This is a genomic window from Rhodococcus sp. KRD162 (assembly GCF_017168335.1).
In the GTDB taxonomy this organism is placed as follows: domain Bacteria; phylum Actinomycetota; class Actinomycetes; order Mycobacteriales; family Mycobacteriaceae; genus Rhodococcoides.
This window is the reverse complement of the sequence record NZ_JABFAU010000004.1, coordinates 42,137-63,778: the sequence shown is the minus strand read 5'-3', so window position 1 is coordinate 63,778 and position 21,642 is coordinate 42,137. Positions and strand designations below refer to the sequence as shown.

At 64.1% G+C, this 21,642-nt stretch carries 23 protein-coding genes and 1 pseudogene; 8 read left to right on the top strand and 16 right to left on the bottom strand.

The window, feature by feature from the left end; all coding sequences use genetic code 11:
- The 4 genes and pseudogenes from J1M87_RS07145 to J1M87_RS07130 all read left to right on the top strand — a co-directional run.
- Positions 1-299: pseudogene (locus tag J1M87_RS07145) on the top strand (HNH endonuclease); the annotation flags it as partial.
- Positions 300-465: 166 nt separating this feature from the next.
- Positions 466-807, top strand: a complete 342-nt coding sequence (locus J1M87_RS07140) for a TfoX/Sxy family protein (protein WP_206488871.1) — start codon at positions 466-468, stop codon at positions 805-807.
- A gap of 400 nt (positions 808-1,207) precedes the next feature.
- Positions 1,208-1,969, top strand: coding sequence for an HAD-IIA family hydrolase (locus J1M87_RS07135; protein WP_206489082.1), 762 nt, complete (start codon positions 1,208-1,210; stop codon positions 1,967-1,969).
- Positions 1,966-3,039 carry an isochorismate synthase MenF gene (locus J1M87_RS07130; protein WP_206488870.1) on the top strand — a complete coding sequence of 358 codons (1,074 nt, stop codon included), beginning with the start codon at positions 1,966-1,968 and terminating at the stop codon, positions 3,037-3,039. Before J1M87_RS07135 ends, J1M87_RS07130 begins: the two co-directional genes overlap by 4 nt.
- 5 nt (positions 3,040-3,044) lie before the next feature.
- Here the strand turns inward: J1M87_RS07130 and J1M87_RS07125 are convergent, their stop codons facing one another.
- The 4 genes from J1M87_RS07125 to J1M87_RS07110 form a co-directional block, all read right to left on the bottom strand.
- The gene (locus J1M87_RS07125) at positions 3,045-4,259 is read right to left on the bottom strand and encodes an O-succinylhomoserine sulfhydrylase (protein WP_206489081.1); all 1,215 of its coding nucleotides are present in this window, start codon (positions 4,257-4,259) and stop codon (positions 3,045-3,047) included.
- A gap of 110 nt (positions 4,260-4,369) precedes the next feature.
- Entirely contained in the window at positions 4,370-4,783 is a 414-nt protein-coding gene (locus J1M87_RS07120; protein WP_206488869.1) for a rhodanese-like domain-containing protein, read from the bottom strand.
- A gap of 48 nt (positions 4,784-4,831) precedes the next feature.
- Complete coding sequence (locus J1M87_RS07115; RefSeq protein WP_206488868.1) at positions 4,832-5,359, bottom strand: hypothetical protein; 528 nt, start codon at positions 5,357-5,359, stop codon at positions 4,832-4,834.
- Positions 5,360-5,393: 34 nt separating this feature from the next.
- Entirely contained in the window at positions 5,394-6,254 is an 861-nt protein-coding gene (locus tag J1M87_RS07110) for a TauD/TfdA family dioxygenase (RefSeq protein WP_206488867.1), read from the bottom strand.
- 303 nt (positions 6,255-6,557) lie between these two features.
- Between J1M87_RS07110 and J1M87_RS07105 the strand changes: the two genes are divergently transcribed.
- On the top strand, positions 6,558-7,943 hold the full coding sequence (locus J1M87_RS07105) for an FAD-dependent oxidoreductase (protein ID WP_206488866.1): 1,386 nt from the start codon (positions 6,558-6,560) through the stop codon (positions 7,941-7,943).
- A gap of 104 nt (positions 7,944-8,047) precedes the next feature.
- On the opposite strand, the gene J1M87_RS07100 is transcribed toward J1M87_RS07105, so the two are convergent.
- A complete protein-coding gene (locus tag J1M87_RS07100) occupies positions 8,048-8,917 on the bottom strand; it encodes an SMP-30/gluconolactonase/LRE family protein (RefSeq protein ID WP_241256534.1) in 870 nt (289 codons plus the stop codon).
- A 67-nt stretch (positions 8,918-8,984) separates the two neighbouring features.
- Between J1M87_RS07100 and J1M87_RS07095 the strand changes: the two genes are divergently transcribed.
- A complete protein-coding gene (locus J1M87_RS07095) occupies positions 8,985-9,719 on the top strand; it encodes an amidohydrolase (RefSeq protein ID WP_206489080.1) in 735 nt (244 codons plus the stop codon).
- On the opposite strand, the gene J1M87_RS07090 is transcribed toward J1M87_RS07095, so the two are convergent.
- The gene (locus tag J1M87_RS07090) at positions 9,716-10,198 is read right to left on the bottom strand and encodes a DUF456 domain-containing protein (RefSeq protein WP_206488864.1); all 483 of its coding nucleotides are present in this window, start codon (positions 10,196-10,198) and stop codon (positions 9,716-9,718) included. The genes J1M87_RS07095 and J1M87_RS07090 overlap by 4 nt on opposite strands.
- Positions 10,199-10,237: 39 nt before the next feature.
- The gene (gene purT, locus J1M87_RS07085; protein ID WP_206488863.1) at positions 10,238-11,443 is read right to left on the bottom strand and encodes a formate-dependent phosphoribosylglycinamide formyltransferase; all 1,206 of its coding nucleotides are present in this window, start codon (positions 11,441-11,443) and stop codon (positions 10,238-10,240) included.
- 86 nt (positions 11,444-11,529) lie between these two features.
- On the opposite strand from purT, the gene J1M87_RS07080 reads away from it, so the two are divergent.
- On the top strand, positions 11,530-12,606 hold the full coding sequence (locus tag J1M87_RS07080) for a CaiB/BaiF CoA-transferase family protein (RefSeq protein ID WP_206488862.1): 1,077 nt from the start codon (positions 11,530-11,532) through the stop codon (positions 12,604-12,606).
- Between the two features lie 118 nt (positions 12,607-12,724).
- Here the strand turns inward: J1M87_RS07080 and J1M87_RS07075 are convergent, their stop codons facing one another.
- Entirely contained in the window at positions 12,725-14,206 is a 1,482-nt protein-coding gene (locus tag J1M87_RS07075; protein WP_206488861.1) for a PLP-dependent aminotransferase family protein, read from the bottom strand.
- Between the two features lie 91 nt (positions 14,207-14,297).
- Here J1M87_RS07075 and J1M87_RS07070 point away from each other — a divergent pair, with 91 nt between their 5' ends.
- Complete coding sequence (locus J1M87_RS07070) at positions 14,298-14,822, top strand: methylated-DNA--[protein]-cysteine S-methyltransferase (protein WP_206489079.1); 525 nt, start codon at positions 14,298-14,300, stop codon at positions 14,820-14,822.
- A 70-nt stretch (positions 14,823-14,892) separates the two neighbouring features.
- Here J1M87_RS07070 and J1M87_RS07065 read toward each other — a convergent pair whose 3' ends face one another.
- The 8 genes from J1M87_RS07065 to J1M87_RS07030 all read right to left on the bottom strand — a co-directional run bounded on the left by J1M87_RS07065 (position 14,893) and on the right by J1M87_RS07030 (position 21,596).
- A complete protein-coding gene (locus tag J1M87_RS07065; RefSeq protein ID WP_206488860.1) occupies positions 14,893-15,306 on the bottom strand; it encodes an LGFP repeat-containing protein in 414 nt (137 codons plus the stop codon).
- A gap of 90 nt (positions 15,307-15,396) precedes the next feature.
- Positions 15,397-17,040, bottom strand: a complete 1,644-nt coding sequence (locus tag J1M87_RS07060; protein WP_206488859.1) for a signal peptidase I — start codon at positions 17,038-17,040, stop codon at positions 15,397-15,399.
- A gap of 3 nt (positions 17,041-17,043) precedes the next feature.
- Complete coding sequence (locus tag J1M87_RS07055) at positions 17,044-17,565, bottom strand: SipW-dependent-type signal peptide-containing protein (RefSeq protein WP_241256532.1); 522 nt, start codon at positions 17,563-17,565, stop codon at positions 17,044-17,046.
- Between the two features lie 86 nt (positions 17,566-17,651).
- On the bottom strand, positions 17,652-18,161 hold the full coding sequence (locus tag J1M87_RS07050; protein ID WP_206488857.1) for a hypothetical protein: 510 nt from the start codon (positions 18,159-18,161) through the stop codon (positions 17,652-17,654).
- Entirely contained in the window at positions 18,158-18,757 is a 600-nt protein-coding gene (locus J1M87_RS07045; RefSeq protein ID WP_206488856.1) for a signal peptidase I, read from the bottom strand. Before J1M87_RS07045 ends, J1M87_RS07050 begins: the two co-directional genes overlap by 4 nt.
- Positions 18,754-19,314, bottom strand: a complete 561-nt coding sequence (locus J1M87_RS07040; RefSeq protein WP_307830749.1) for a hypothetical protein — start codon at positions 19,312-19,314, stop codon at positions 18,754-18,756. The genes J1M87_RS07045 and J1M87_RS07040 overlap by 4 nt, the downstream gene beginning before the upstream one ends.
- Positions 19,315-19,324: 10 nt before the next feature.
- A complete protein-coding gene (locus J1M87_RS07035; protein WP_206488855.1) occupies positions 19,325-19,873 on the bottom strand; it encodes an alternate-type signal peptide domain-containing protein in 549 nt (182 codons plus the stop codon).
- A 433-nt stretch (positions 19,874-20,306) separates the two neighbouring features.
- Positions 20,307-21,596, bottom strand: coding sequence for an adenylosuccinate synthase (locus J1M87_RS07030; protein ID WP_206488854.1), 1,290 nt, complete (start codon positions 21,594-21,596; stop codon positions 20,307-20,309).
- Positions 21,597-21,642 lie beyond the last annotated feature (46 nt).

Here is a 21,642-nt window from a genome sequence, read left to right as displayed (position 1 = left end):
GCGGACCCACCGACATCGACTCCCTCACCTTCGGCTGCGACATGCACCACGCACTCGTCGGCACCGGCCCCGGCACATGGGCCACCACCAAAACCACCGCGAGCCACCGCTACCCGGGCCGCACCCTGTGGCACCCACCCACCGACATCGACCCCCAACGTCGCGGGCTGATCAACCACGCACACCACCCAGAAGAAGTACTGCACCCACCCGACCACCACAACCACCACAACAACAACACCGGGGACACCGAGGACACCGGCCGCACCGGCGACGAAGAACCACGACAACCCGCGTAACGACCCATACCAGCACCAGGGCACAGCCCTGCCTGCTGCACAGCCCCGCCTGCTGCACACACCTGCGCTGCGGCCAACGGCATGCCACACAGCGAGGATCCACGGTTGCGCCCACAACCGATCAGGTCTTCGATGAGAGCCACGATCACCGGAAAGGCACAAGCGCATGGCGTACGACGAGCTTCTTGCCGATCGCATCCGCGGCATCCTCACCGACCAGAAAGGTCTGCGGGAGCAGAAGATGTTCGGCGGTCTGGCTTTCCTGGTGCGAGGCAAGATGGTGGCGTGCGTCGGCACCGGAGATCGAGCTCTACTGGTTCGAGTGGATGGAGCTCGCGAACCCGAATTCCTGCAGTTCGACGGAGCCCTGCACGCTGTCATGGGCCGAGGTCGCTCGATGGGCGCAGGGTGGATCACTGTCGACGCAGCGGCACTGGAGAACGAGGCAGCACTGCAGTTCTGGGTGTCCGCGGCTCTCGAGCACAATGCGAACACAGCCGGCAAGTAGCAACCGTCGAAGCCCAGCCCCGACAACACCCACAGCACAGACAGCACCTGGAAACCGAATCACGCTGACTCGAATTCTTGCCCGGTGCAGAGATTCTCGCGACCATCGTTCGAGTCCGTCACCGATCGAGGGAACGGGGCAGTCATGATCGAGCACGTCGAATCGTGGAACTGCTCCCGCCGCCGACGAACCGTTCGGCGTCTGGGGTGGCACCACGGCCCGCGAACGCCAACTACACACAGCCAACTCCCGGCTCGCCGAAGATCGAGCGGCAAGTTGGTAGCAGGACCGAAGCCGGCGGAACGACCCGATAGTTCGGCAGTCGAGCCTGAGCGCGACCGGCGTAGTTCACAATGGAAGGGTGAGCGAAACAGACAAGCCCCAGCCGTGGACGTATCTGATGGACATGGACGGTGTCCTCGTACACGAAGACCACTTGATCCCCGGCGCAGATACGTTTCTCGCCGAGTTGCAGGCCAACGAGATTCCGTTCATCGTGCTGACCAACAACTCGATTCGTACCCCTCGCGACCTGCGGGCCCGTTTGGCGTTCACCGGTTTGGACATTCCGGAGAAGTCCATCTGGACATCGGCTCTGGCCACCGCGACGTTCCTCGGTAATCAGCGCCCCGGCGGTAGTGCATACGTGGTCGGCGAGTCGGGTCTGACCACCGCTCTGCACGACATCGGCTACACGCTCACCGACTCGAGTCCGGATTACGTGGTGCTCGGCGAAACCCGGACGTACTCGTTCGAGGCCATCACCACCGCCATTCGTCTCGTGGAGAAGGGGTCGCGTTTCATCGCCACCAATCCCGACGCCACCGGCCCGTCCCGTGAGGGTTCGCTGCCCGCGACGGGTTCGGTGGCCGCGTTGATCACCAAAGCCACCGGCAAGGAGCCCTACTACGTGGGCAAGCCCAACGCGTTGATGATGCGTTCGGCGCTGCGCGCGATCGGCGGCCATTCCGAGAACACGTTGATGATCGGTGATCGGATGGATACCGACGTGCTCTCGGGTCTCGAGGCGGGGTTGCAGACGATCCTCGTTCTCACCGGAATCTCGACGGTCCAGTCCGTCGAGCAGTATCCGTTCCGGCCGACCATGGTCCTCGATTCCGTCGCCGACTTGGTGGGCCGCACTCAGAACCCCTTCCGATGACACTCGAATTCGTGCTCTCCCGCCTCGATCATCACGTGGTCGGACGGGGCGTTCGGCACGCGTTTCCCGATATCGCCGACGCGGTGGCCGCGGTACGCGAGGGCCGAAATGTGCTCGGCGCGATCCCGTTCGATATGTCCGAGGCCACCGCTCTGATCGAACCGGAGGAGTTCTACCGACTCGACGGGCCCTGGGCGACGGTGGATGCTCAACCGCCGCTACCCACGGTGACCGTGGCAGGACAGGTCCCCGACCCGAGCGTCCATGTGCAGCGAGTGCGAGATGTCGTAGAACAATTGAAAGCCGGTGTCGCCGAGAAGATCGTGCTCGCGCGGGCCATCGAGGTGACCGCGGATTCACCGATCGATCCTGCCTCGATGTTGAGCGCGCTGGTCGCGCGCGATCCGATGGGCAACGGTTTCCTGGCCGACCTCGCCCCCATGAGCGAATCCGGCAGGCACATCGTCGGTGCGAGTCCTGAGTTGCTGGTTCGCAAGCGCGGCAACATCGTCAGCTGCCACCCGTTCGCGGGGACGGCTGCCCGCTCGGCCGATCCCGATGAGGACACGCGCATCTCGGCGGCGTTGACGGCGAGCGCCAAAGACCAGGCCGAGCACCGATTCGTCGTCGACGAGATCCGTGCTGCGTTGGCACCGTTCTGCGAGACGCTCGAGGTGCCCGAGGCACCCCAACTGAGCAGCACTCCGCAGCTGTGGCATCTGTCGACACCCATCGTCGGGGACCTGGCCGATCCCAGGACGTCGGCGCTCGACCTGGCGCTGGCCCTGCATCCCACCGCCGCCGTCGCCGGGGTTCCCAGGGCCGCAGCGATGGATGCCATCAGAGACCTCGAGGGTTCCCGCGGCTTCTACGCCGGTGCCGTCGGGTGGACCGACGGCAGCGGAGACGGCGAGTGGATGGTTGCGATCCGCTGCATCGAACTCGCCGCCGACGGGTTGTCCGGTACCGCCACCGCAGGCGGCGGCATCGTCGCAGGGTCCGATCCCGACGCCGAACTCGAGGAGACGACGGCCAAATTTCGCACCGTTCTCAGCGTGTTCGAGCGCTGATACCGCTATTTCAAAGCCTGGTCCAAGTCTGCGAGCAGATCCTCTGTGTCCTCCAGCCCGATCGAAATGCGCACCACCCCGTCGGTGATGCCCACTGCCGCACGACCTTCCGGCCCCATCGCACGGTGTGTGGTGGTGGCCGGGTGGGTGATGAGCGACTTGGAGTCACCCAGATTGTTGGAGATGTCGACGATACGCAACGCGTCGAGTACCTCGAAGGCGCGCTTCTTACCTTCCCCCTCGGGGGCGTCGAGCTCGAACGTCACCACGGTGCCGCCGCCGGACATCTGCGATTTCGCCAGCTCGTGCTGCGGATGTGACTGCAGGAACGGATATTTCACCCAACGCACCGCGGCGTGACCTTCGAGGAACTCGGCGACCTGCAGCGCGGAGTTCACCGAATGTCGCACTCGCACCGGCATGGTCTCCAGTCCTTTGAGCAGCGTCCAAGCATTGAACGGGCTCAGCGCCGGGCCGGTGTGACGCATCAGAGTCTGCACCGGTCCGTCGATGTACTCCTTCGATCCGAGGATCGCTCCGCCGAGCACCCGGCCCTGACCGTCGATGTGCTTGGTACCGGAGTACACCACCACATCGGCACCGAGTTCGAGGCTGCGCTGCAGCAGTGGCGTCGCGAACACGTTGTCCAACACCACCGTTGCACCGGCAGCATGAGCCATCTCCGAAACACGCCTGACATCGACCAGCGACTGCATCGGGTTGGACGGCGTCTCGAAGAACACGGCCGTCGTCGGCACCGACAACGCCTGCTCCCACTGCTCGAGGTCGTCTCCGTCGACGAAGACGGTCTCGACACCCCAGCGCGGCAGGATCTCGTTGCACACCACGAAGCAGGATCCGAAAAGGCTACGCGCAGCGACCAATCGGTCGCCGGCCTTCAACAATGCGCCCAACGCTGTGAACACCGCAGACATTCCGCTGGATGTACCGAAGCAGGCTTGCGCCCCCTCGATCAGCCGAAGGCGCTCCTCGAACATCTTGACCGTCGGGTTGCCGTAGCGCGAGTACACGAAATGATCGATGTCACCGGTGAACGCCTGCTCCGCCGCACCGGCACTCTCGTAGACGAAACCCGAAGAGAGATAGAGCGCCTCGGCATTCTCGTCGAACCCCGATCGCATCAGGCCGCCGCGGACGCCCAGCGTTCCCTGACCGACCCCCTCGGGCAAGGGCTTGTCGAATCCGCCGCCGCGTGGCATCCCCTTGTCGCTCCGCTCCTGCCCGCCGGTAGAACTCCCCGTGTCGCTTCGCTCCTGCCCGCCGGTAGAACTCCCCTGGTCGCTCCGCTCCTGCCCGCCGCCCGGAATACTCACGACTGCCTCCACGGCAACCCGACCGCACGCCAGCCCGTGGCTCCGCGGTGTCCCTCGGCATCGGTGGCCCCTTCGAAGCCGTCGAGCACGTTGTAGGACGGGCCGATCCCGGCGGCCGTCGCGGCTTGCGCGGCACCGATGGACCGCTGACCGGAGCGGCACAGGAACACCACCGGCCGGTCACCGTCCACTCCCGCTGCTTTCAGGTCCTCGACGAAGTTGGTGTTTCGGGCACCGTCGGGAAAACTGACCCATTCGATCAGGTGGGTCGGACGGTCGATGCTCGATGTGTCCGGGACTCCGACGTACTGCCACTCGGCGCGTGTCCTGACGTCCACGAGCACGGCCTCGGGGTCCCGTGAAAGCAACTCCCACGCCGCCTCGGGAGTTATGTCACCTGCGTAGGTCACTTGATCAGCCTTCCGTCACTCACTGTTACCTCGACACCGGTCCACGAATCAGACATTGCATACCAACCACTTGTCGTCGATGCGCACGAACTTCCACTTCTCGTCGGTCTGCACTCCGGATTTTGCTTCCTTCAGCGGGACCGTCACCACACCGCGGTCGCCGTTGATCTCGTAGTTCGAGGGCACGCCGTCGATGGAGGTCTCGCCGTTGCGCTCCACCTCGCCTTCCCGATCGAGTCGGTACTGCGCATCGTCGCCGGGAACGAGCAGCGCAACCTCGTCGAAGCAGGTGTTCTCGCGCAGCAGATCCGCGTTGCCGGTGTTCTGCGCTTCGAGGAATCCCTCGACGCTGTCGGTGAGCAGTTGAGCTTGCGTCACGTTGTTCTCTGCAGGAGCGAGTTTCGAGGCCACGAAAATGCCGACGAGCAGGACGACGGCGACGCCTGCGGCGATGATGAACGGCCATGCGTTGGGCTGACGCTCCTCGCCGGAGTTCGCAGCCGTCGCCGACGCGTTGTTGCGCGCTTCCTCGCGACTGTCGACCCATTGCTGTCTACGTTCACTCCATGACGCCATGCGGCCAATCTTCCTCGATCCGACCGTTCAGGCACTAGTTGGGGCCGACCGGGATATCGCCACGCAGCGTGATGCGGTGCATTGTGCGATGCTCGGTGCCGTAGTCCCGATTGGCGTAGTGCGAGGTGCTGCGGTTGTCCCACAGCACCAGATCGCCCAGCTGCCAGCGGTGCCGCACGATGTGCTCGGGCTTGGTCAGGTGCGCGTACAGCATGTCGAGGATCCCGCGGCTCTCGGCCTCCGACACCCCGACGATGTGGGAGGTGAAACCCGGATTGACGAACAGCCCCTTGCGGCCGGTCTCCGGATGGACCCGCACGACGGGATGTTCGACGGGGACCAGGGCGGTGACTTCCTTGCCGTCCCACACGTTGCCTCTTCCGCCGCGTGTGCGCGCGAGGTAGTGACCGAATTCGCGGTTGCCGTCGTGTACTGCCGTGAGCCCGTCGATCATGCTGCGCACCGGCGCGGACAGCGACTCGTAGGCCAGTTGGCTGTCGGCCCAGTTGGTGTCGCCGCCGTGCGCGGGCAGCACCACGGGCCGCAGGATCGAGCCCATCGGTGGCCGTTCCATGAACGTCACATCGGTGTGCCACACGTCGGCGAATCCGTTGTCCTGACTGTCGAGGGCGTAGACCTCGGGAGCGACGTGGCCGCTGTCGTGTACCGGGTGGCCTGCGGTGAGGTCTCCCAGACGTCGACCGAATTCGATGTGTGCCGCGTCGTCGAGCGTCTGTCCGCGCAGCACCAGCACCTTGTGTTCGACGAGGGCTGCCCGAAGGGCGAGGATCTGCGCATCGGAGGCCGAGGCGACGTCGAGTCCGAGGATCTCGGCTCCGAACGACGGGCCGAATGTGGCGACGGTGAGAGTGGCGGGCTGTTCCAGAGTGGTCATGTGTCCTCGAATCCGTGCACGGCGAGCGAATTGCATTCAGGCAGCGCTGCCGTCGAGAGAGGTCCCGTCCTGATTTTCTCGAGGAACCGGGATTGTGGGCGTCGGGTCAGGTCACCGACAACACATGTTGGTGCAGGTACGACAGAAGTCGACGGTGAACCGCCGGACCAGGAATGTCGTCTGCACAGCCAATTCCTACCGGAAACCGGGAAATACGGCAACTTGCCCACCGCCCCAGCTCAGGTAGTGCTTAATTTATGCTGGGGTGTCCGCACTTCCCTCGAAGAAGGTAGCTCGCTGCACATGACTGATCAGACTCGTCCACTCCGCGTCGCCATCGTCGGTGCCGGACCGGCAGGCATCTATGCCGCCGACGCGCTCATGAAGTCCGACCACAATGTCAGCGGACCGGGCGTGAGCATCGACCTCTTCGAGCGTATGCCTGCCCCGTTCGGGCTCATTCGCTACGGCGTGGCCCCCGATCACCCGCGCATCAAGGGCATCATCACCGCGCTGCACAAGGTGCTCGACAAGCCACAGGTTCGCCTGCTCGGCAACATCGACTACGGCACCGACATCGACCTCGACGACCTGCGCCGCTTCTACGACGCCGTCATCTTCTCCACCGGAGCCAACGCCGACCGTGCGCTGAACATCCCCGGCATCGACCTCGACGGTAGCTACGGCGCCGCCGATTTCGTCTCCTGGTACGACGGCCACCCGGACGTGCCGCGCACCTGGCCGCTCGAGGCCGAGAAGGTCGCAGTACTCGGCGTCGGCAACGTCGCCCTCGACGTCGCGCGCGTCCTGGCCAAGACCGGTGACGAACTCCTGCCCACCGAGATCCCGTCCAACGTCTACGAGGGCCTCAAGGCCAACAAGGCCCTCGAGGTACACGTCTTCGGCCGCCGCGGGCCAGCTCAGGCCAAGTTCACCCCGCTGGAGCTGCGCGAGCTCGACCATTCACCGAACATCGAGGTGATCGTCGCCCCCGAGGACATCGACTACGACGAAGGCTCCGAGCAGGCCCGCCGCAACTCCAAGCAGGTCGACATGGTCGCAAACACCCTGCAGGACTGGGCCATCCGCGACGTCGGTAGCCGCCCGCACAAGCTGTTCCTGCATTTCTTCGAGTCCCCCAGCGAGGTACTCGGCGAGGACGGCAAGGTCGTGGGTCTGCGTACCGAGCGCACCGAGCTCGACGGAACCGGCAACGTACGCGGCACCGGAAAGTACAACGACTGGGAGGTCCAGGCCGTCTACCGTGCCGTCGGTTACCTGAGCCAGAACATCAGCGCGCTCCCCTTCGACGAGCAGGCGGGCACCATCCCCAACGAGGCCGGCCGGGTCATGGAGTCACCGCACTCGAGCACACCCGTGCCCGCCACCTACGTCACCGGCTGGATCAAGCGCGGCCCCGTCGGCCTCATCGGTCACACCAAGGGCGACGCCAACGAAACCGTCGCGAATCTGCTCGAGGATGCGCCGAGCTTCGCCGGTGCGGCCGAGCCCGACCTCGATGCCGTCACCTCGTTCCTCGAGGGCAAGCAGGTTCCGTTCACCACCTGGGACGGCTGGTACCGCCTCGACGCACACGAGCGTTCCCTCGGTGAGCCCGAGGGCCGCGAGCGGGTCAAGGTCGTCGAGCGTGAGGACATGCTCAAGGCCTCCGAGCCCGACAAGGCCTAGAGCGGCTGGCACCGCATGTGAGTGCGGAGCCTGCGGGTCGTTCCGCAGGCTCCACTCCTGCCTCGACCCCTACTACGAAGTTCCACTCACATGCGCGAAGCGCTCTACACCCGAACCGCCAGCAACTTTCCCTCGGTTTCGACCTTGCGCTGATGTTCGTTGAAATCCGGTGCAGCGCAGACGAACAGCGTGCGGCCATCGGAACCGCCCAGTCCGCAGGCGAACACCCCGAGGTCGAAATCGAGCTGTTCGAGAACCTCACCGCCTTGCTCCACGTGCAGTACTCGCTGTCCCAGCGCATCGGCGATCCACATCGTGCCGTCGGAGTCGATGCAGCACCCGTCGGCGGCAACCTTCACCTCACCGATCGCCGTGGCCATATCCGTCGACGTCGGCACATCGCCGAAGATCGCCCAGTCCCGCCGCTCCCCCAGCGACCCGTCCGCTGCGATGTCGAACGCACTGACCCTGTTGCCGACCGTCTCGTCCACCAGCAGCTCGCCCGATGCCGTGAACGCCATTCCGTTGGGGAAGTACAGGTCCGAGGCAACGACATGGGCCGAACCGTCCGGGTCGACGCGAATCAGATCGGCTGTCTCCACCGGGGCGAAATTCATCAGATCGAACCCGAAATTCCCGACGTAGGCGCGGCCCTGCGGGTCGACGAGCATGTCGTTGAGGTTCGCGGTCACATAGGTCGAGAGGTCGGCGTGGACGGTCAGCGAACCGTCGTGCTCACGCAGCAGCAGCTTGTAATCGCGCATGGACACGATCAGCAGTCGGCCGTCGGGTAGCCACCCCAGTCCCGAGGGCTGATTGGGTACCTCGGCTTCGACTCGTGCATCGGAGCCGTCCTCCAGAGCAGACACGACGCGGTGAGAGTAGAAGTCCGATACCCAGATCCTTCCCTCGTGCCAGCGTGGACATTCGAAATAGGTGTAGCCGTCGAGAACGACAGTGGTCTCCGGTTTCATGTTTCGCATTCAAACACCGCGACGGTCGGTCGCAACGGCAATTGCGCGAGCTGGCATGCTTGGACCCGTGTTCGACGCCCACCTGCACATCATCGACCCCCGGTTTCCGCTGGTCGAGAACCATGGATTTCTGCCCGATCCCTACACGGTTTCGAACTACCTGTACGACGTCGACGGGCTCGGCATCACCGGAGGAGCGGTGGTATCGGCCTCGTTCCAGGGTACCGATCAGAGCTATCTGCTCTCGGCCCTCGCGACCCTCGGGCGCGGCTGGGCCGGCGTCACTCAGATCGATCCCGAGTGCTCCGACGAGGACATCCTCGCGTTGCACGACGCGGGCGTGCGGGGAATGCGGTTCAACCTCAAACGCGGCGAGACCGACGTCGAGATGCTCACCACTCAGGCTCGGCGCGTGCACGAGTTGGTCGGCTGGCACGCAGAGCTGTATGTCGATGCATCCCTGCTGCTCTCGCTCGAGCCCATTCTCGCGAAGCTACCGGCGGTGAGTATCGATCACCTCGGCCTGTCGACTCAGGGGCTGCCGTATCTGCTCAACCTGGTCGACCGCGGAGTACGCGTCAAGGCAACGGGATTCGGCCGCGTCGACCTCGACATCGCCGATACGCTGAAGCAGATTCATCGGGTCAATCCCGAGGCGTTGATGTTCGGCACCGATCTACCTGGTACCCGCGCCCCACGTCCGTTCTCGGAGAACGACATCGACATCATTTCCCACGCCGTCGGCGGCGATCTCCCCGCTGTGCTCGACGGTAATGCCAGGGCCTGGTACCGGATCGACTAAACCAGCACTGCTCCGCCGAGCCACACTGCGGACGCGAGCAAAGCCCCGAACAGCTCGACCAGAATCGACAGCCCGGCCGCCTTGGTGGCGTGAACTGTCGATTGCCACGCCTGGGAATGATTGCGATGCCTGGGCACTTCCGCGATGTACACCCCGCCGATGAAGCCGATGAACAGTCCGACGACGGGGATGACGAAGAACCCGACGATCCCGAGCAGTCCGCCGAGCACCAGCGATCGCATCGGCACGCCGGCCTCCCGCATGCGTCGGCCCGGCCACGTGTATTTGACGACCCCGCTGATCACCAGCAGCAACGTCGCGATCGCGAACACGGTCCAGGCGGCGGCGCCGCCGGTGAGCCACGCCCACACTGCGACGGCCGCGAAGATCACGATGGTGCCGGGCAGAATCGGGACGACGATGCCGACGAGCCCGATCACAATCGCAAGGCCGACCAGGGTCTCTCCGAACACACTCATGGAGTCAGTGTGCCTTGTCCCGGAAGCAGGCGCGGTGGGTCAGGCAGTGGGCCGCACCTCGCCCGCGGCCTCGCGTGCCCTGGCCCTGGCGGTGTCGATGTCCGAGGCCGTCGACACAGCGACGCCCATCCGGCGGCGGACGAAGCTGGTCGGCTTGCCGAACAGCCGCAGGTCGGTCTCGGGGACTTTCAGCGCGGCGGCGACGCCGTCGAAGTAGATTCCGTCCGCGTCGACGCCTCCGTAGATCACTGCCGAAGCGCCCGGCGAGAGCAGTGTCGTGTCGATCGGCAGACCCAGTATCGCGCGGGCATGCAGCTCGAACTCCGAGAACCGTTGCGTACGAAGCGTGACCAGGCCGGTGTCGTGCGGCCGAGGACTGACCTCGGAGAAGTACACGTTGTCGCCCTGAACGAACAGCTCGACGCCGAACAACCCGTACCCACCGAGCGCCGTCGTGATGCGCTCGGCGACTTCGCGGGCACCCGCGAGCGCTGCGTCCGACATCGGTTGCGGCTGCCAGGATTCGACGTAGTCCCCGGATTCCTGGAGGTGGCCGATCGGCTCGCAGAACGACGTTCCGTCCACCCCGCGGACCGTCAGAAGTGTTATCTCGTAATCGAAGTCGACGAACCCCTCGACGATGACGCGGCCGAGGTCGACCCGGCCGCCTTTCAGCGCGTACTCCCAGGCCGCCTCGACATCGTCCTCACTGCGAACGACGGACTGGCCCTTGCCCGAGGACGACATGACCGGCTTGATGACGGCGGGAAAGCCGATGGTGGACAACGCTTGCCGAACCTCGCCCAGCGAATCGGCGAAGGCGTAGGGCGACGTCGGCAGTCCGAGCTCCTCGGCTGCGAGTCGCCTGATGCCTTCACGGTTCATCGTCAACTGCGTAGCCCGAGCCGTCGGAACCACCGTGGTTCTGCCCTTGGCCTCCACCTCGGCCAGTGCATCGGTGGCGATGGCCTCGATCTCCGGGACGACGAAGTCCGGCTGTTGCGCATCGATCAGTGCCAGCAGCTCTTCGGGGTTGCTCATGTCGATGGTGAACGCGTGATGGGCCACTTGATGGCCGGGGGCGTTGTCGTAACGGTCGACGGCAATGATCTCGACACCGAGGCGCTGGAACGCAATGATCACCTCTTTGCCCAACTCACCTGCTCCGAGCAGCATCACCCGGGTGGCCCCGGGAGTCAGCGGAGTACCGATGCGGACGGAATCTGGGGCAGTCACGGCCATCATTATCCACACCCGAATCGGTTGGACGCCCTAGTACACGTTAGTCTCCAGTCACATTCGCAGCTGACGAGTCGGAACGGGGCAACAACGTGTCGAACAATGGTGGACCGCTCGCAGGGCTTCGCGTCGTCGAACTCGCAGGCATAGGACCCGGCCCACACGCGGCATTGCTGCTGGCAGACCTCGGCGCAGACGTCGTACGCGTCCAACGCGCCGGGCAGATCGCGCCCCACGACCACCAGCTACGCAGCCGCACCGTCGTCGAGGCGAATCTCAAGGACCCCGCCGACATCGAGAAGATTCTCGGGCTGCTCGAGCGCGCCGACGTGCTGATCGAAGGTTTCCGCCCCGGCGTCACCGAACGCCTCGGACTCGGACCCGACGACGCCCTGGCCCGCAATCCGCGCCTGGTCTACGGCCGGATGACCGGCTGGGGGCAGGACGGCCCGTGGGCGCAGACGGCCGGCCACGACATCAACTACATCTCGGTCACCGGGGTGCTCAACGCCATCGGCCGCGCCGGCGAGCGTCCGGTGCCGCCGATGAACATGGTCGGCGATTTCGGTGGCGGTTCGATGTTCCTCGTCTTCGGCATCATGGCGGCGCTCTACGAGCGTCAGAACTCCGGGCAGGGCCAGGTGGTCGACGCGGCCATGGTCGACGGCACCGCTGCGCTGTCGCACATGATCTGGGCGTGGCGCGGGGTCGGCGCATGGAGCGATGACCGCGGCACCAACTTGTTGGACACCGGTGCCCCGTTCTACGACACCTACGAGACGTCCGACGGCGGCTACATGGCCGTCGGATCGCTCGAGCCGCAGTTCTACACCGAACTGCTGAAGGGCCTCGGCCTCACCGACGCCGACCTGCCCCCGCAGATGGACAAGTCCCGCTGGCCGGAGCTGCGCGAGAGATTCACTGCCACATTCCTTTCGAAGACCCGCGACGAATGGGCCGCGATCTTCGACGGCACCGACGCGTGCGTGTCGCCGGTCCTCACCTTCGCCGAGGCCCCGGCGCACCCTCATATGAAGGATCGCGGCTCGCTCATCGATGTCGGCGGCGTCACGCAGCACCGTCCGGCACCGCGGTTCTCTCGCACCGAAAACGCGGTCCCGACGCCACCGCCTGCTGCGGCAACCGATATCGCCTCTGTCTGGAGCTAGCCTGCCGCACAACTGGGTCATTCCGCAGGCTCCACTCCCGGTGCCGAACTCGAAGTTATGGATGCTTTTCGGCTGATTTCCGTCCTTGACTTCGAGTTCGCCGACAGGACTGGGCCACTCAGAAGACCAACGCAGGCTGCTCCGATTCGACGCCCGTGGCGAGGGCTCGATACGCTGCGGCAGTGGCCACCACCGCAGCCCGAAGCTCTTGCGGCTCACGGGTGTACGGGAGCCTGAGGTAGCGCTCGAAGGCACCTTCGACGCCGAATCGAGGCCCCGCCGCCAGCACCGCCCCGAAGGCAGGAGCGGTAGCGGCCAGAGCACTCGACACCGGCGCAGGCAGCTGCAGCCACAGCGACATGCCTCCGGAGGATCGGCGATAGCGCCAACTCGGAACATGCTCGGCCAGAGCGTCTTCGAGCGCGTTGCGGCGCTCACGCAGCTGTGAACGGCGTAGCTCGAGGGCTGGTTCCGCGTCCTGCAGCAGAAACGAGGAGGCCAATTGATCCATGACCGAGGTGCCGAGGTCGTGGGCGGCGCGCGAGCCTGCGAGCTGCGAGACCAAGGACGGGTGCGCCCTGATCCACCCGATGCGTAGACCACCCCAGAACGATTTGGATGCCGAACCGATCGTGATGATGTCCGATCCCGACACTCGCCCGAACGAGGCCACCGGGGGCGGCGGCGGAGCGTCGAGCCACAGATCCACCATCGTCTCGTCGACGATGAGCGTCATGCGGGCATCTCGGGTGATGCGGGCCAGTTCGGCCCGACCCTCGGCGTCAAGAACCTGCCCGGTCGGGTTGTGGAAATCCGGAATCAGATACGCGATCTTCGCGGCGGTTTGTCTTGCGGCACTACCGATTCCGTCGAGATCCCAGTCGCCTTCGGCTGGGCGCACCGGCACCGGCACCGGCCGAGCGCCCACCCGCCTGATGGCTTCGAGCGCATTGGGATAGGTGGGGTGATCGATCAGGACGCGGTCGCCGGGCGCGGTCAACGTACCGAGCAGCAGCCGAACCGCTTGCTGCGCACCGGACGTGACCATGATCTGATCTGCGGTGGTGGGCAGCCCACGTTCCACGAAGCGTTGCGCGATGGCCTCGCGCAGCACGGCCAACCCGATGGGTTCCATCCCGTGTGTCGACAAATACGTCGGGAGGGCTTGTAGCGCGGATTCGTAGGCGTCCGTCATGGTGCCGTCGGCCGCGGACATCGCGGCGTGAGACATGTCCACCACCGGTCCTGACGGCGCGCTCGAGTGGATCAGCAATCCGTTCGGGGTGAGCGGAGCGGGCAGCGCCACGGTACTGCGCGAGCCCTGCTTGCTAATCAGATAGCCCTCGTCACGGAGTACCGAGTACGAGGACGTGATGGTGGTACGACTCAGGTCGAGGGCCGCCGACAGGTCACGTTCACTCGGCAGACCGACTCCGAGTGGAATACGTCCGTCGTGAATGAGCAGTCGCACGCCGTCCGCCAACGCACGATAAGTCGGACGCGAGGTCTTGCGCTTGCCCGATCCTTCCGAGGACGCCTCACCCCGCCAGCTGCCGAGATCGCGGGCCAGTGACGTTGCGTTGAGGACTCTGGAGGCCATGATTGCCAGTATTCGCCCACTGGCCTCGAATATTCAAGTCCATTGCCTGACCTACTGGACTGCTGGACGCACTCAGGTGGATACTGAGGCAATGCCGAGCTACACGCTCTTCGACACCGCCATCGGCCGCTGCGGACTTGCGTGGACCGAGGACGGTGTCATCGCCGTCGCGCTGCCCGAGCCGTCGAGCGAGGCCATGACGGATTACCTGGCCGGCTTCGGAGCCACGGCGGGTCCGATCGAAGCCGTGGCGGGCGACGCGATCGCTCGAGTCTCCGAACTCCTGGAGGGCAGGACGGTGGACATGAGCCCGATTCCGCTGGTACTGAACGTCTCCGAGTTCGATGCGGCGGTCTACACCGTCTGCAGCACGATTCCCCGTGGTGCGACACTGACGTACGGCGATATCGCGCGCAGACTCGGCCACCCCGGCGCAGCCCGAGCGGTGGGCGGGGCGCTCGGACGCAACCCGGTGCCGATCATCGTTCCGTGCCATCGCGTTCTCGGGGCGGGAACGGAAGTGGGCGGCTTCTCGGCACCGGGTGGTGCGAATACCAAACAGCGAATTCTCGGCATCGAAGGTGTCGCGGGATTCGACGAGCCGACTTTGTTCTGAACTGATTTCCGACGGGTAAATCGAACTTTCGGACCGGATAATCAGCTCGAAACAGCGGCGAAGAATTCTTTCAGGCAGACACCTCGAAGAACGACCGATCTTCTGGCACCGACTCCACACCCGATTCCTCGTGCCGACCGCCGATGGTGAAGGCACCCAGATCCGGCAACCACCCTATGGCTCCGCGTTGAAATCGATTGTATCGACCGGATCCCGTCGGCGTCGGACGCTCATTGCTGATCGGATAACCAAGTGCACCATAGGGTCCGCCGTGACCGAGATACCAGTCGAGGATGGGGCCGTGCACCTCGTGCGCACCTCCATCGGGCAACGCGAAGACCGTGGCATGTGCAAATTCGAGCATTCCCCCGCCTTCGGGGCCGAGCATGAATTCGCCGGTTTGCGCGCCGATCCATGGATGTTCGTAAGCGAAGCGATCGAATTGGTACCCGAAAACTTCCAATCCGTTGTAATTCTCAGTCATCGACCGGCCCTCCGTCGCTGTACGTGAGAGCAATTATCCACATTCACCCGGGTCGGCGCAGTCCAATTCGGACATATCTGCAAATGAGCGCTATTTCAGAAGCGCGAGAATGTCTGCCGGAATCTCATCCGTCGCCGCCGGATCGACCAGCGTGCGCGACCATGAACCACCGGTGCTGTCCAGACGAACGAGCTGATCGGGACCGAGTATCCAGAGCTGATCCCCGGCCGACCAGTTCACGCCGTAGCCGTAGGCGTCGCTGGATGTAGCAGGGGCGCTGTACTGAACTGCGCCGGTACTGTCGAGGATCTGCAGAGTCGGGGAGCCGTCGATGCCGACGACCCGGGCTGTCGAAGCGCCCGACGGCGAGGTCTGCGGTGCGGACAGAACCTCCGGGGTCGGTGGGATGGTCGTGGTCGGCGGTGGGACAGTTGTTGTTGTCGTCGAGGGAGGAACAGTCGTCGTTGTCGGCACCTCGGCTGGCGGCGGAACCGGAGACTCGTCGGTGCGCGACGGCTCCGTCGTGGTCGGGATCGGTACGACTGTCGACTCGGGAACAATCGGCGACGTCGCCGTGGAGGACGGCGTCGTAGTTTCGGGAACGATCGCTCTCGGGGCGTTGCGAGCGGCAGCGGCGGTGCCCCCGCAACGAGCACTGGCAGCCAAGCCGAGAAGTAGACCGTTATTCATGGTTATGTTCACGGTAGGACTCGGTTGTGAGAACCCGGTGCCTGATTTGGTTCGGATCGATGCGGTGTAGACGCCGTCGAGCACCGGAGCAAGGGGCAACGGCAGCAATTCCAGGAGGGCTCCGTTTTCCACTGCTTGAGTTATGACTACCCCGGTAGCAGCGGTACCGTCTACCGCGAACTCGCGGGCGTTCTCACCGGCCTTCTTCAATGTCAACTGGTAGGCGTATTGCGCCCCCCGTGATGGGAAGGTGAGATTCACGAAGCGGATAGCACCAAGAAGACCCCGCTCGGCATTTGTACATGTCAGGGAAAGCGGTGCTGGAATCGGCAAGGCCGTAGTAATCGTTCCGCTGACTGCCGTTGCCGTATCTTGTCCAGCCGCAAGGGTTGTCGGAGTGTTCGACGCAGTCACTCCCACAGCGCTCACGGCAGCAATGGCGAGCACAACGGTAAGCGGAGATTTGCTGTGTCGCGCACGTGGCGTGTGCGCTGATGGCACACCATCGGGCATGGCTTCTCGACGACCTTCGGGTCTGAAGGCCAACATCAGCAAGACCCCGACGAGGATTCCGCCGATGAAGACCGCGACCGGTCCGCTGAGCCAGGCCACCGCGTAGCCGAGTTTCGGAACGCTGAAGAACACACGCCCGGCTTCACTGACGATGTACGTTTCCACGTCGGCATCGGAGTTCGCATCGCCCTGAAGGATCAACTGCGCGCTGTCGGTTCCCACCGCTCCGATTTCGACGACCCTGTGAGTGATGCCGTTGCCCGCCGCATTTCTCACGTTGACGATGTCCCCGACCTGAATCTCCGTGGCGGGCGTCTTCTTGCTCAAAGCCAATGCGCCGGTCTCGATGGCCGGCGCCATCGATCCCGAACGGAAGATCAGCGGAGTGATTCCGAAGAATACAGCGGCGAGCGCGAACAACACACAGATCAGCCCGGCGAATGCTCCAACGCTCAGGGCAATTTCGCGATAGACCCGAGCTCGAGATCGCGGGGTGGCAGTCGGCGCGGGGCCGTCGACGATATCCGGCATGATCTAACTCGACATCGCGGTGATGGTGTAGGTCACGGTGCCGGTCGCAGCTGGGGTCGGTTGAGCCTGTCCGGCTCGCATGGTCACACTGATGCACAATTGGTCGCTGCCATTGACTGGAAGCAGACGACCCTGTGCCGAAAACTGCTTCGACGTTCCGAGGCCGCTTACCGACCCGATCAACGTGCCCCCGCATGAATTGCCTGACGGGAGACCTGTTCGCACAGAAGAATCCAGCAGATCACCCAGCGCTGTATTACTGGCCACCACTGAGATCGTGTACGTGTTGGCCACGGACCCAGCCGCGTTGGACACGAGCAGTCCGGCCGCCACGGTATCGCCGGCAAAAATCGCGGGATTCGTCAGAGTCGTCGAGAACGCTGTCGGATTGTTGTCGACCGCGGGGTTGCCGACCTTGATGTCGAGCTTGCCCGTCGTGAAGGTGCCCGACGTCGCAGTTGCCGTATCCGACCATGCGGCGAGCGTTCCCACGGCGCCGAGGCCGAGGACGATACCGATCGACATGATCGCTCGAGCTCGTGCGCTGATGAGCGCGGAGCCAGTTCGGCGGAGAACCGCCCTCGGACCGGCGGTGTCACTGTGACGCGGCATCAGGGCTGCGCCCCTTCCATATCCGTCCGCGCACCCGATGAATTCGGGCACTCGGCACTGTTTCCGTTGTCCCACTGAACAACAAGATCGACTGCAGCAGAGGATGATCGGGTGTCGTTTCCAGCCGCTTCCGCCATCGTGATCGTGGCAATGATGAGCTTCTTCTGTCCGGACTCGAGGTCGATCCACGCACACGATTCGACCAGGTCGCCGCCGCCGATGGAGACACTCAACGCTCGCAGGAACGCCGGGTTGTTGCTGTCGACGGTCAGCCGAAGACGTCCGTCCCGGTCGGTGTCGTTGAACACGTGGAACCGTGATTCACGTGAGTCGCCCGGAACCCACCGAATGTCGTTGTCGAAGAATGCGCTTCGAAAGCTCGTCGCCCAGTTCTTCCCGTCGGCGCTGTACTTGACCGTGTGCACTCGGGGAGACCCGGCACCGAGGAACAACACGACTGCGACACCAGCGAAGACGGCCGTACATGCGACACATGTGCTGTGTTTCATGGTGCCTGCTCCTTTCGGTTCCGGTAGTGATCGACACCGGCACCGACGAACATCACCAGGGCGTAACCGAATAGGCCGATCACGATCACCGCGACCGTGATCTTGCGTTGTTCACCGTTGAGCCAGTTGTTGACGTAGCCCATGTACGGCACCGAGTACCAGACTTTGCCGCGAATCTGACCGATCTGCACCGGGTTCTCGTCGTCGGAGTTGTTGTTGTCTCCGCGCGTGATGTACGTAGTGATGCCCCGTCCGCTCTGCTGTATAGCGACGATACGGTGCGTCACCACATCTGGTTCACCGGAACGAATCTGATAGGTGATCGGTGTTCCGACCCTAAGCTCGGCGACATCGGCAGGCTTGACCACTACCAGGGTTCCGGGTGGATATGTCGGCCGCATCGACCCGGTGAGGATCGTGTACGGAGTCGAACCGCTGAGTCGTGGGATCACGATCGTCACAGCCAGAACGAACAGCATGAAGGCCAACAGCGTGTACGAGACAACCCGATTGACCCACCACAGGACACCGGTGCGCTCATCCTCGTCCACCGTTGTGGCAGAGGGAATCACGTCGGTATCGTCGTTCGCGCTCATGTCTGATCCGCCCTGAAGGAGAACGACACCGTCGACGACTGACTCTGCGGCGGGTCGGCCCCGGCAGCGAGCCGAAAACACCATACTTCGTTCGCGCCTGCGGCCAGTAGACGCGCCGCAGGAGCAGTGGGTGCCTGTGCGCCACTGGCATTTCCGTTGTACAGGACCGTCGTCGAGCCTGTCGGCGCACCCACGGTGGGGCATTGCGCCGCCGACATCACCAATGTTGCCGTCAGTGTGAGCGGCACAGCACCGGTCACTGTGGTTCCTTGCAGGCGATAGTCGAAGGGCACATTGCCCGCGTTTCGGATGGACAGCGATGCCTGCGAAAAACCGTTGGGGGCCAGATTCGTCGAACCGAGCGCAGCCAGAACGTAATCGTTCACCTCGGCACCCGCGGGCCCCACCTTGATGTCCAGGGTGCCGGAGTTGATGGTGCCGCCACTGACCACATTTTCCTCACGCCACAGAGCGCCCGTCGCCTGGGCCGATCCGAAGACCACCACGACGACGGACGCTGCTGCGAGCGCCCAGTATCGGCCGTACTTCGTGCTCACGTCATTCGGATCAGGGACGAGCCTGATCGAGCGTGAGGGTGAAGTCGTTCAGATCGACGCTCTCGTTCTGCGCGATGAGTGCGGCGGTCGTTTGATCGAACGTAATGGTGACCTCGACCGAGATGGTTTGCGGCGATGTGGTCAGCGGTAGCGGGACGGCCGAGCCGTTGGGCAGTGGCGTTCCACCGTTGACGGACACCTGGGTCAGTAGCTTGGAAGCAAGGTCGGCGTCGCCAGCGACATCGGTGAAGTCGGCGGTGATGGTCGCCCGGAGATTGTCTCCCGCCCAGTTGACCGTGTACTGGGTGGAGTACTCGAGGACGTCACCGGGAACGATGAGGAAGGTAGAAGGGTCGGTTCCGAGATCTGCATTCGGAGTGACCGACGTTTCGGTCCAGTTCGCAGTATTCGCGACCGGATCGAAATTGAGTTCGCCCGAGTTGATGGTGCCACCGGTGACCGTTTCGGTGTCCTGCCACAGTGCATAGGATCCCAAACCGCCGAGCAGCAGTACAGCTGCCGCCCCCGCGGCTATGGCACCTTTGGTTGCCTTGTTCATCGTTTCTACTTTCTTCGGTGGCCTTCGTTCAGGAGGCCGAGGGGTTGACCCGGTTGGGCCTTCGGCCATCCGAAGGAGGCCTCCGCAACTGGTGCGTTGGCCAGTGTTTCGCAAGGACCGCACGGTCTGTTACCCATCCGGAAGAAAAAGACCAAGGGATTTTTTGGCGGACTTCAGGTGCACTCGAGGAATAAATTCCGTTACACATAAACATCATTCGTAAATCAGCATCGGTTCCGAAACCCGCCACGGGTAATCGAATCCCCGCTGCTCGGGCGCATTTTTACAGCGAGCGAATCCGCATTCACTGCACTGTTCCGGACGGACCCGCTGGTTTTCCGTCCCACCCGCGGTCCACCCACCAGTGGCGGCCTCCGAGCACGAAAAAGCCCCGAGGCGATAAGCCTCGGGGCAGTCGATTCGCGCGAACTACCTACCGCAGAATGTCTCGACGCACGATGGTCTCGTCGCGCCCCGGTCCGACGCCGATGCACGAGATGTATGCGCCCGACAGCTCCTCGAGGCGCAGCACGTAGTTCTGCGCGTTGACCGGCAGTTCCTCGAACGTACGGGCACCGGAGATGTCCTCCCACCAACCGGGCATCTCCTCGTAGATCGGCTTTGCATGATGGAAACCGGTCTGCGTCATCGGCATCTCGTCGTGCCGAACGCCGTCCACGTCGTACGCGACGCAGATCGGCACCGTATCGAGGCTCGAGAGCACGTCGAGCTTGGTCAAGAAGTAATCGGTGATGCCGTTGACACGGGTGGCGTAGCGCGCGATGACGGCATCGAACCAACCCGTCCGCCGCGCGCGACCGGTGGTGACACCCACCTCGCCGCCCTGCTTGGCCAGGTACTCACCGTGATTGTCGAACAGCTCGGTCGGGAACGGACCCGAACCGACCCGCGTCGTGTACGCCTTGAGGATGCCGAGCACCGTGGTGATCTTGTTGGGACCGATTCCCGATCCGACCGATGCGCCGCCCGCCGTCGGGTTCGAGGACGTGACATAGGGGTAGGTGCCGTGATCGACGTCGAGCAGGGTGCCCTGCGATCCCTCGAGCAGCACGGTCTCGCCGCGCTCGAGTGCCAGGTTCAGCTGCAGCCTGGTGTCGGTGATCCGGTGCTTGAAGCCCTCTGCCTGTTCGAGCACCTCGTCGACGACCTGCTGCGAGTCCAAGGCGCGCCGGTTGTAGATCTTCGAGAGCACCTGGTTCTTGAATTCCAGTGCGGCTTCGACTTTCTGGGTCAGGATCTTCTCGTCGAGCACATCGGCTGCTCGCACTCCGACCCGCGCCAGCTTGTCCTGGTAGCAGGGCCCGATGCCGCGCCCGGTGGTGCCGATCTTCTTGGCTCCGAGGAAGCGCTCGGTCACTTTGTCGATGGCCACGTGGTACGGCATGATCAGGTGCGCATCGGCGCTGAGCAGCAGGTTCGAGGTATCGACCTCGCGCTTTTCCAGGCCGTCGAGCTCGGTGAGCAGCACACCCGGATCGACGACGACGCCGTTGCCGATCACGTTCTTCACGCCAGGGGTGAGGATTCCGGAGGGAATCAGATGCAGCGCGAACTTGTCGCCGTTCGGAAGAACGACGGTGTGCCCGGCGTTGTTGCCACCCTGGTAGCGGACGACCCACTGGAGGCGTTCGCCGAACAGATCGGTGGCCTTGCCTTTGCCCTCGTCGCCCCACTGGGCGCCGATCAGGACTATCGCCGGCATGTGCTCTCCTACGTTGCTTTCGTGCGAGGACGTGCTGCGGGTCTGC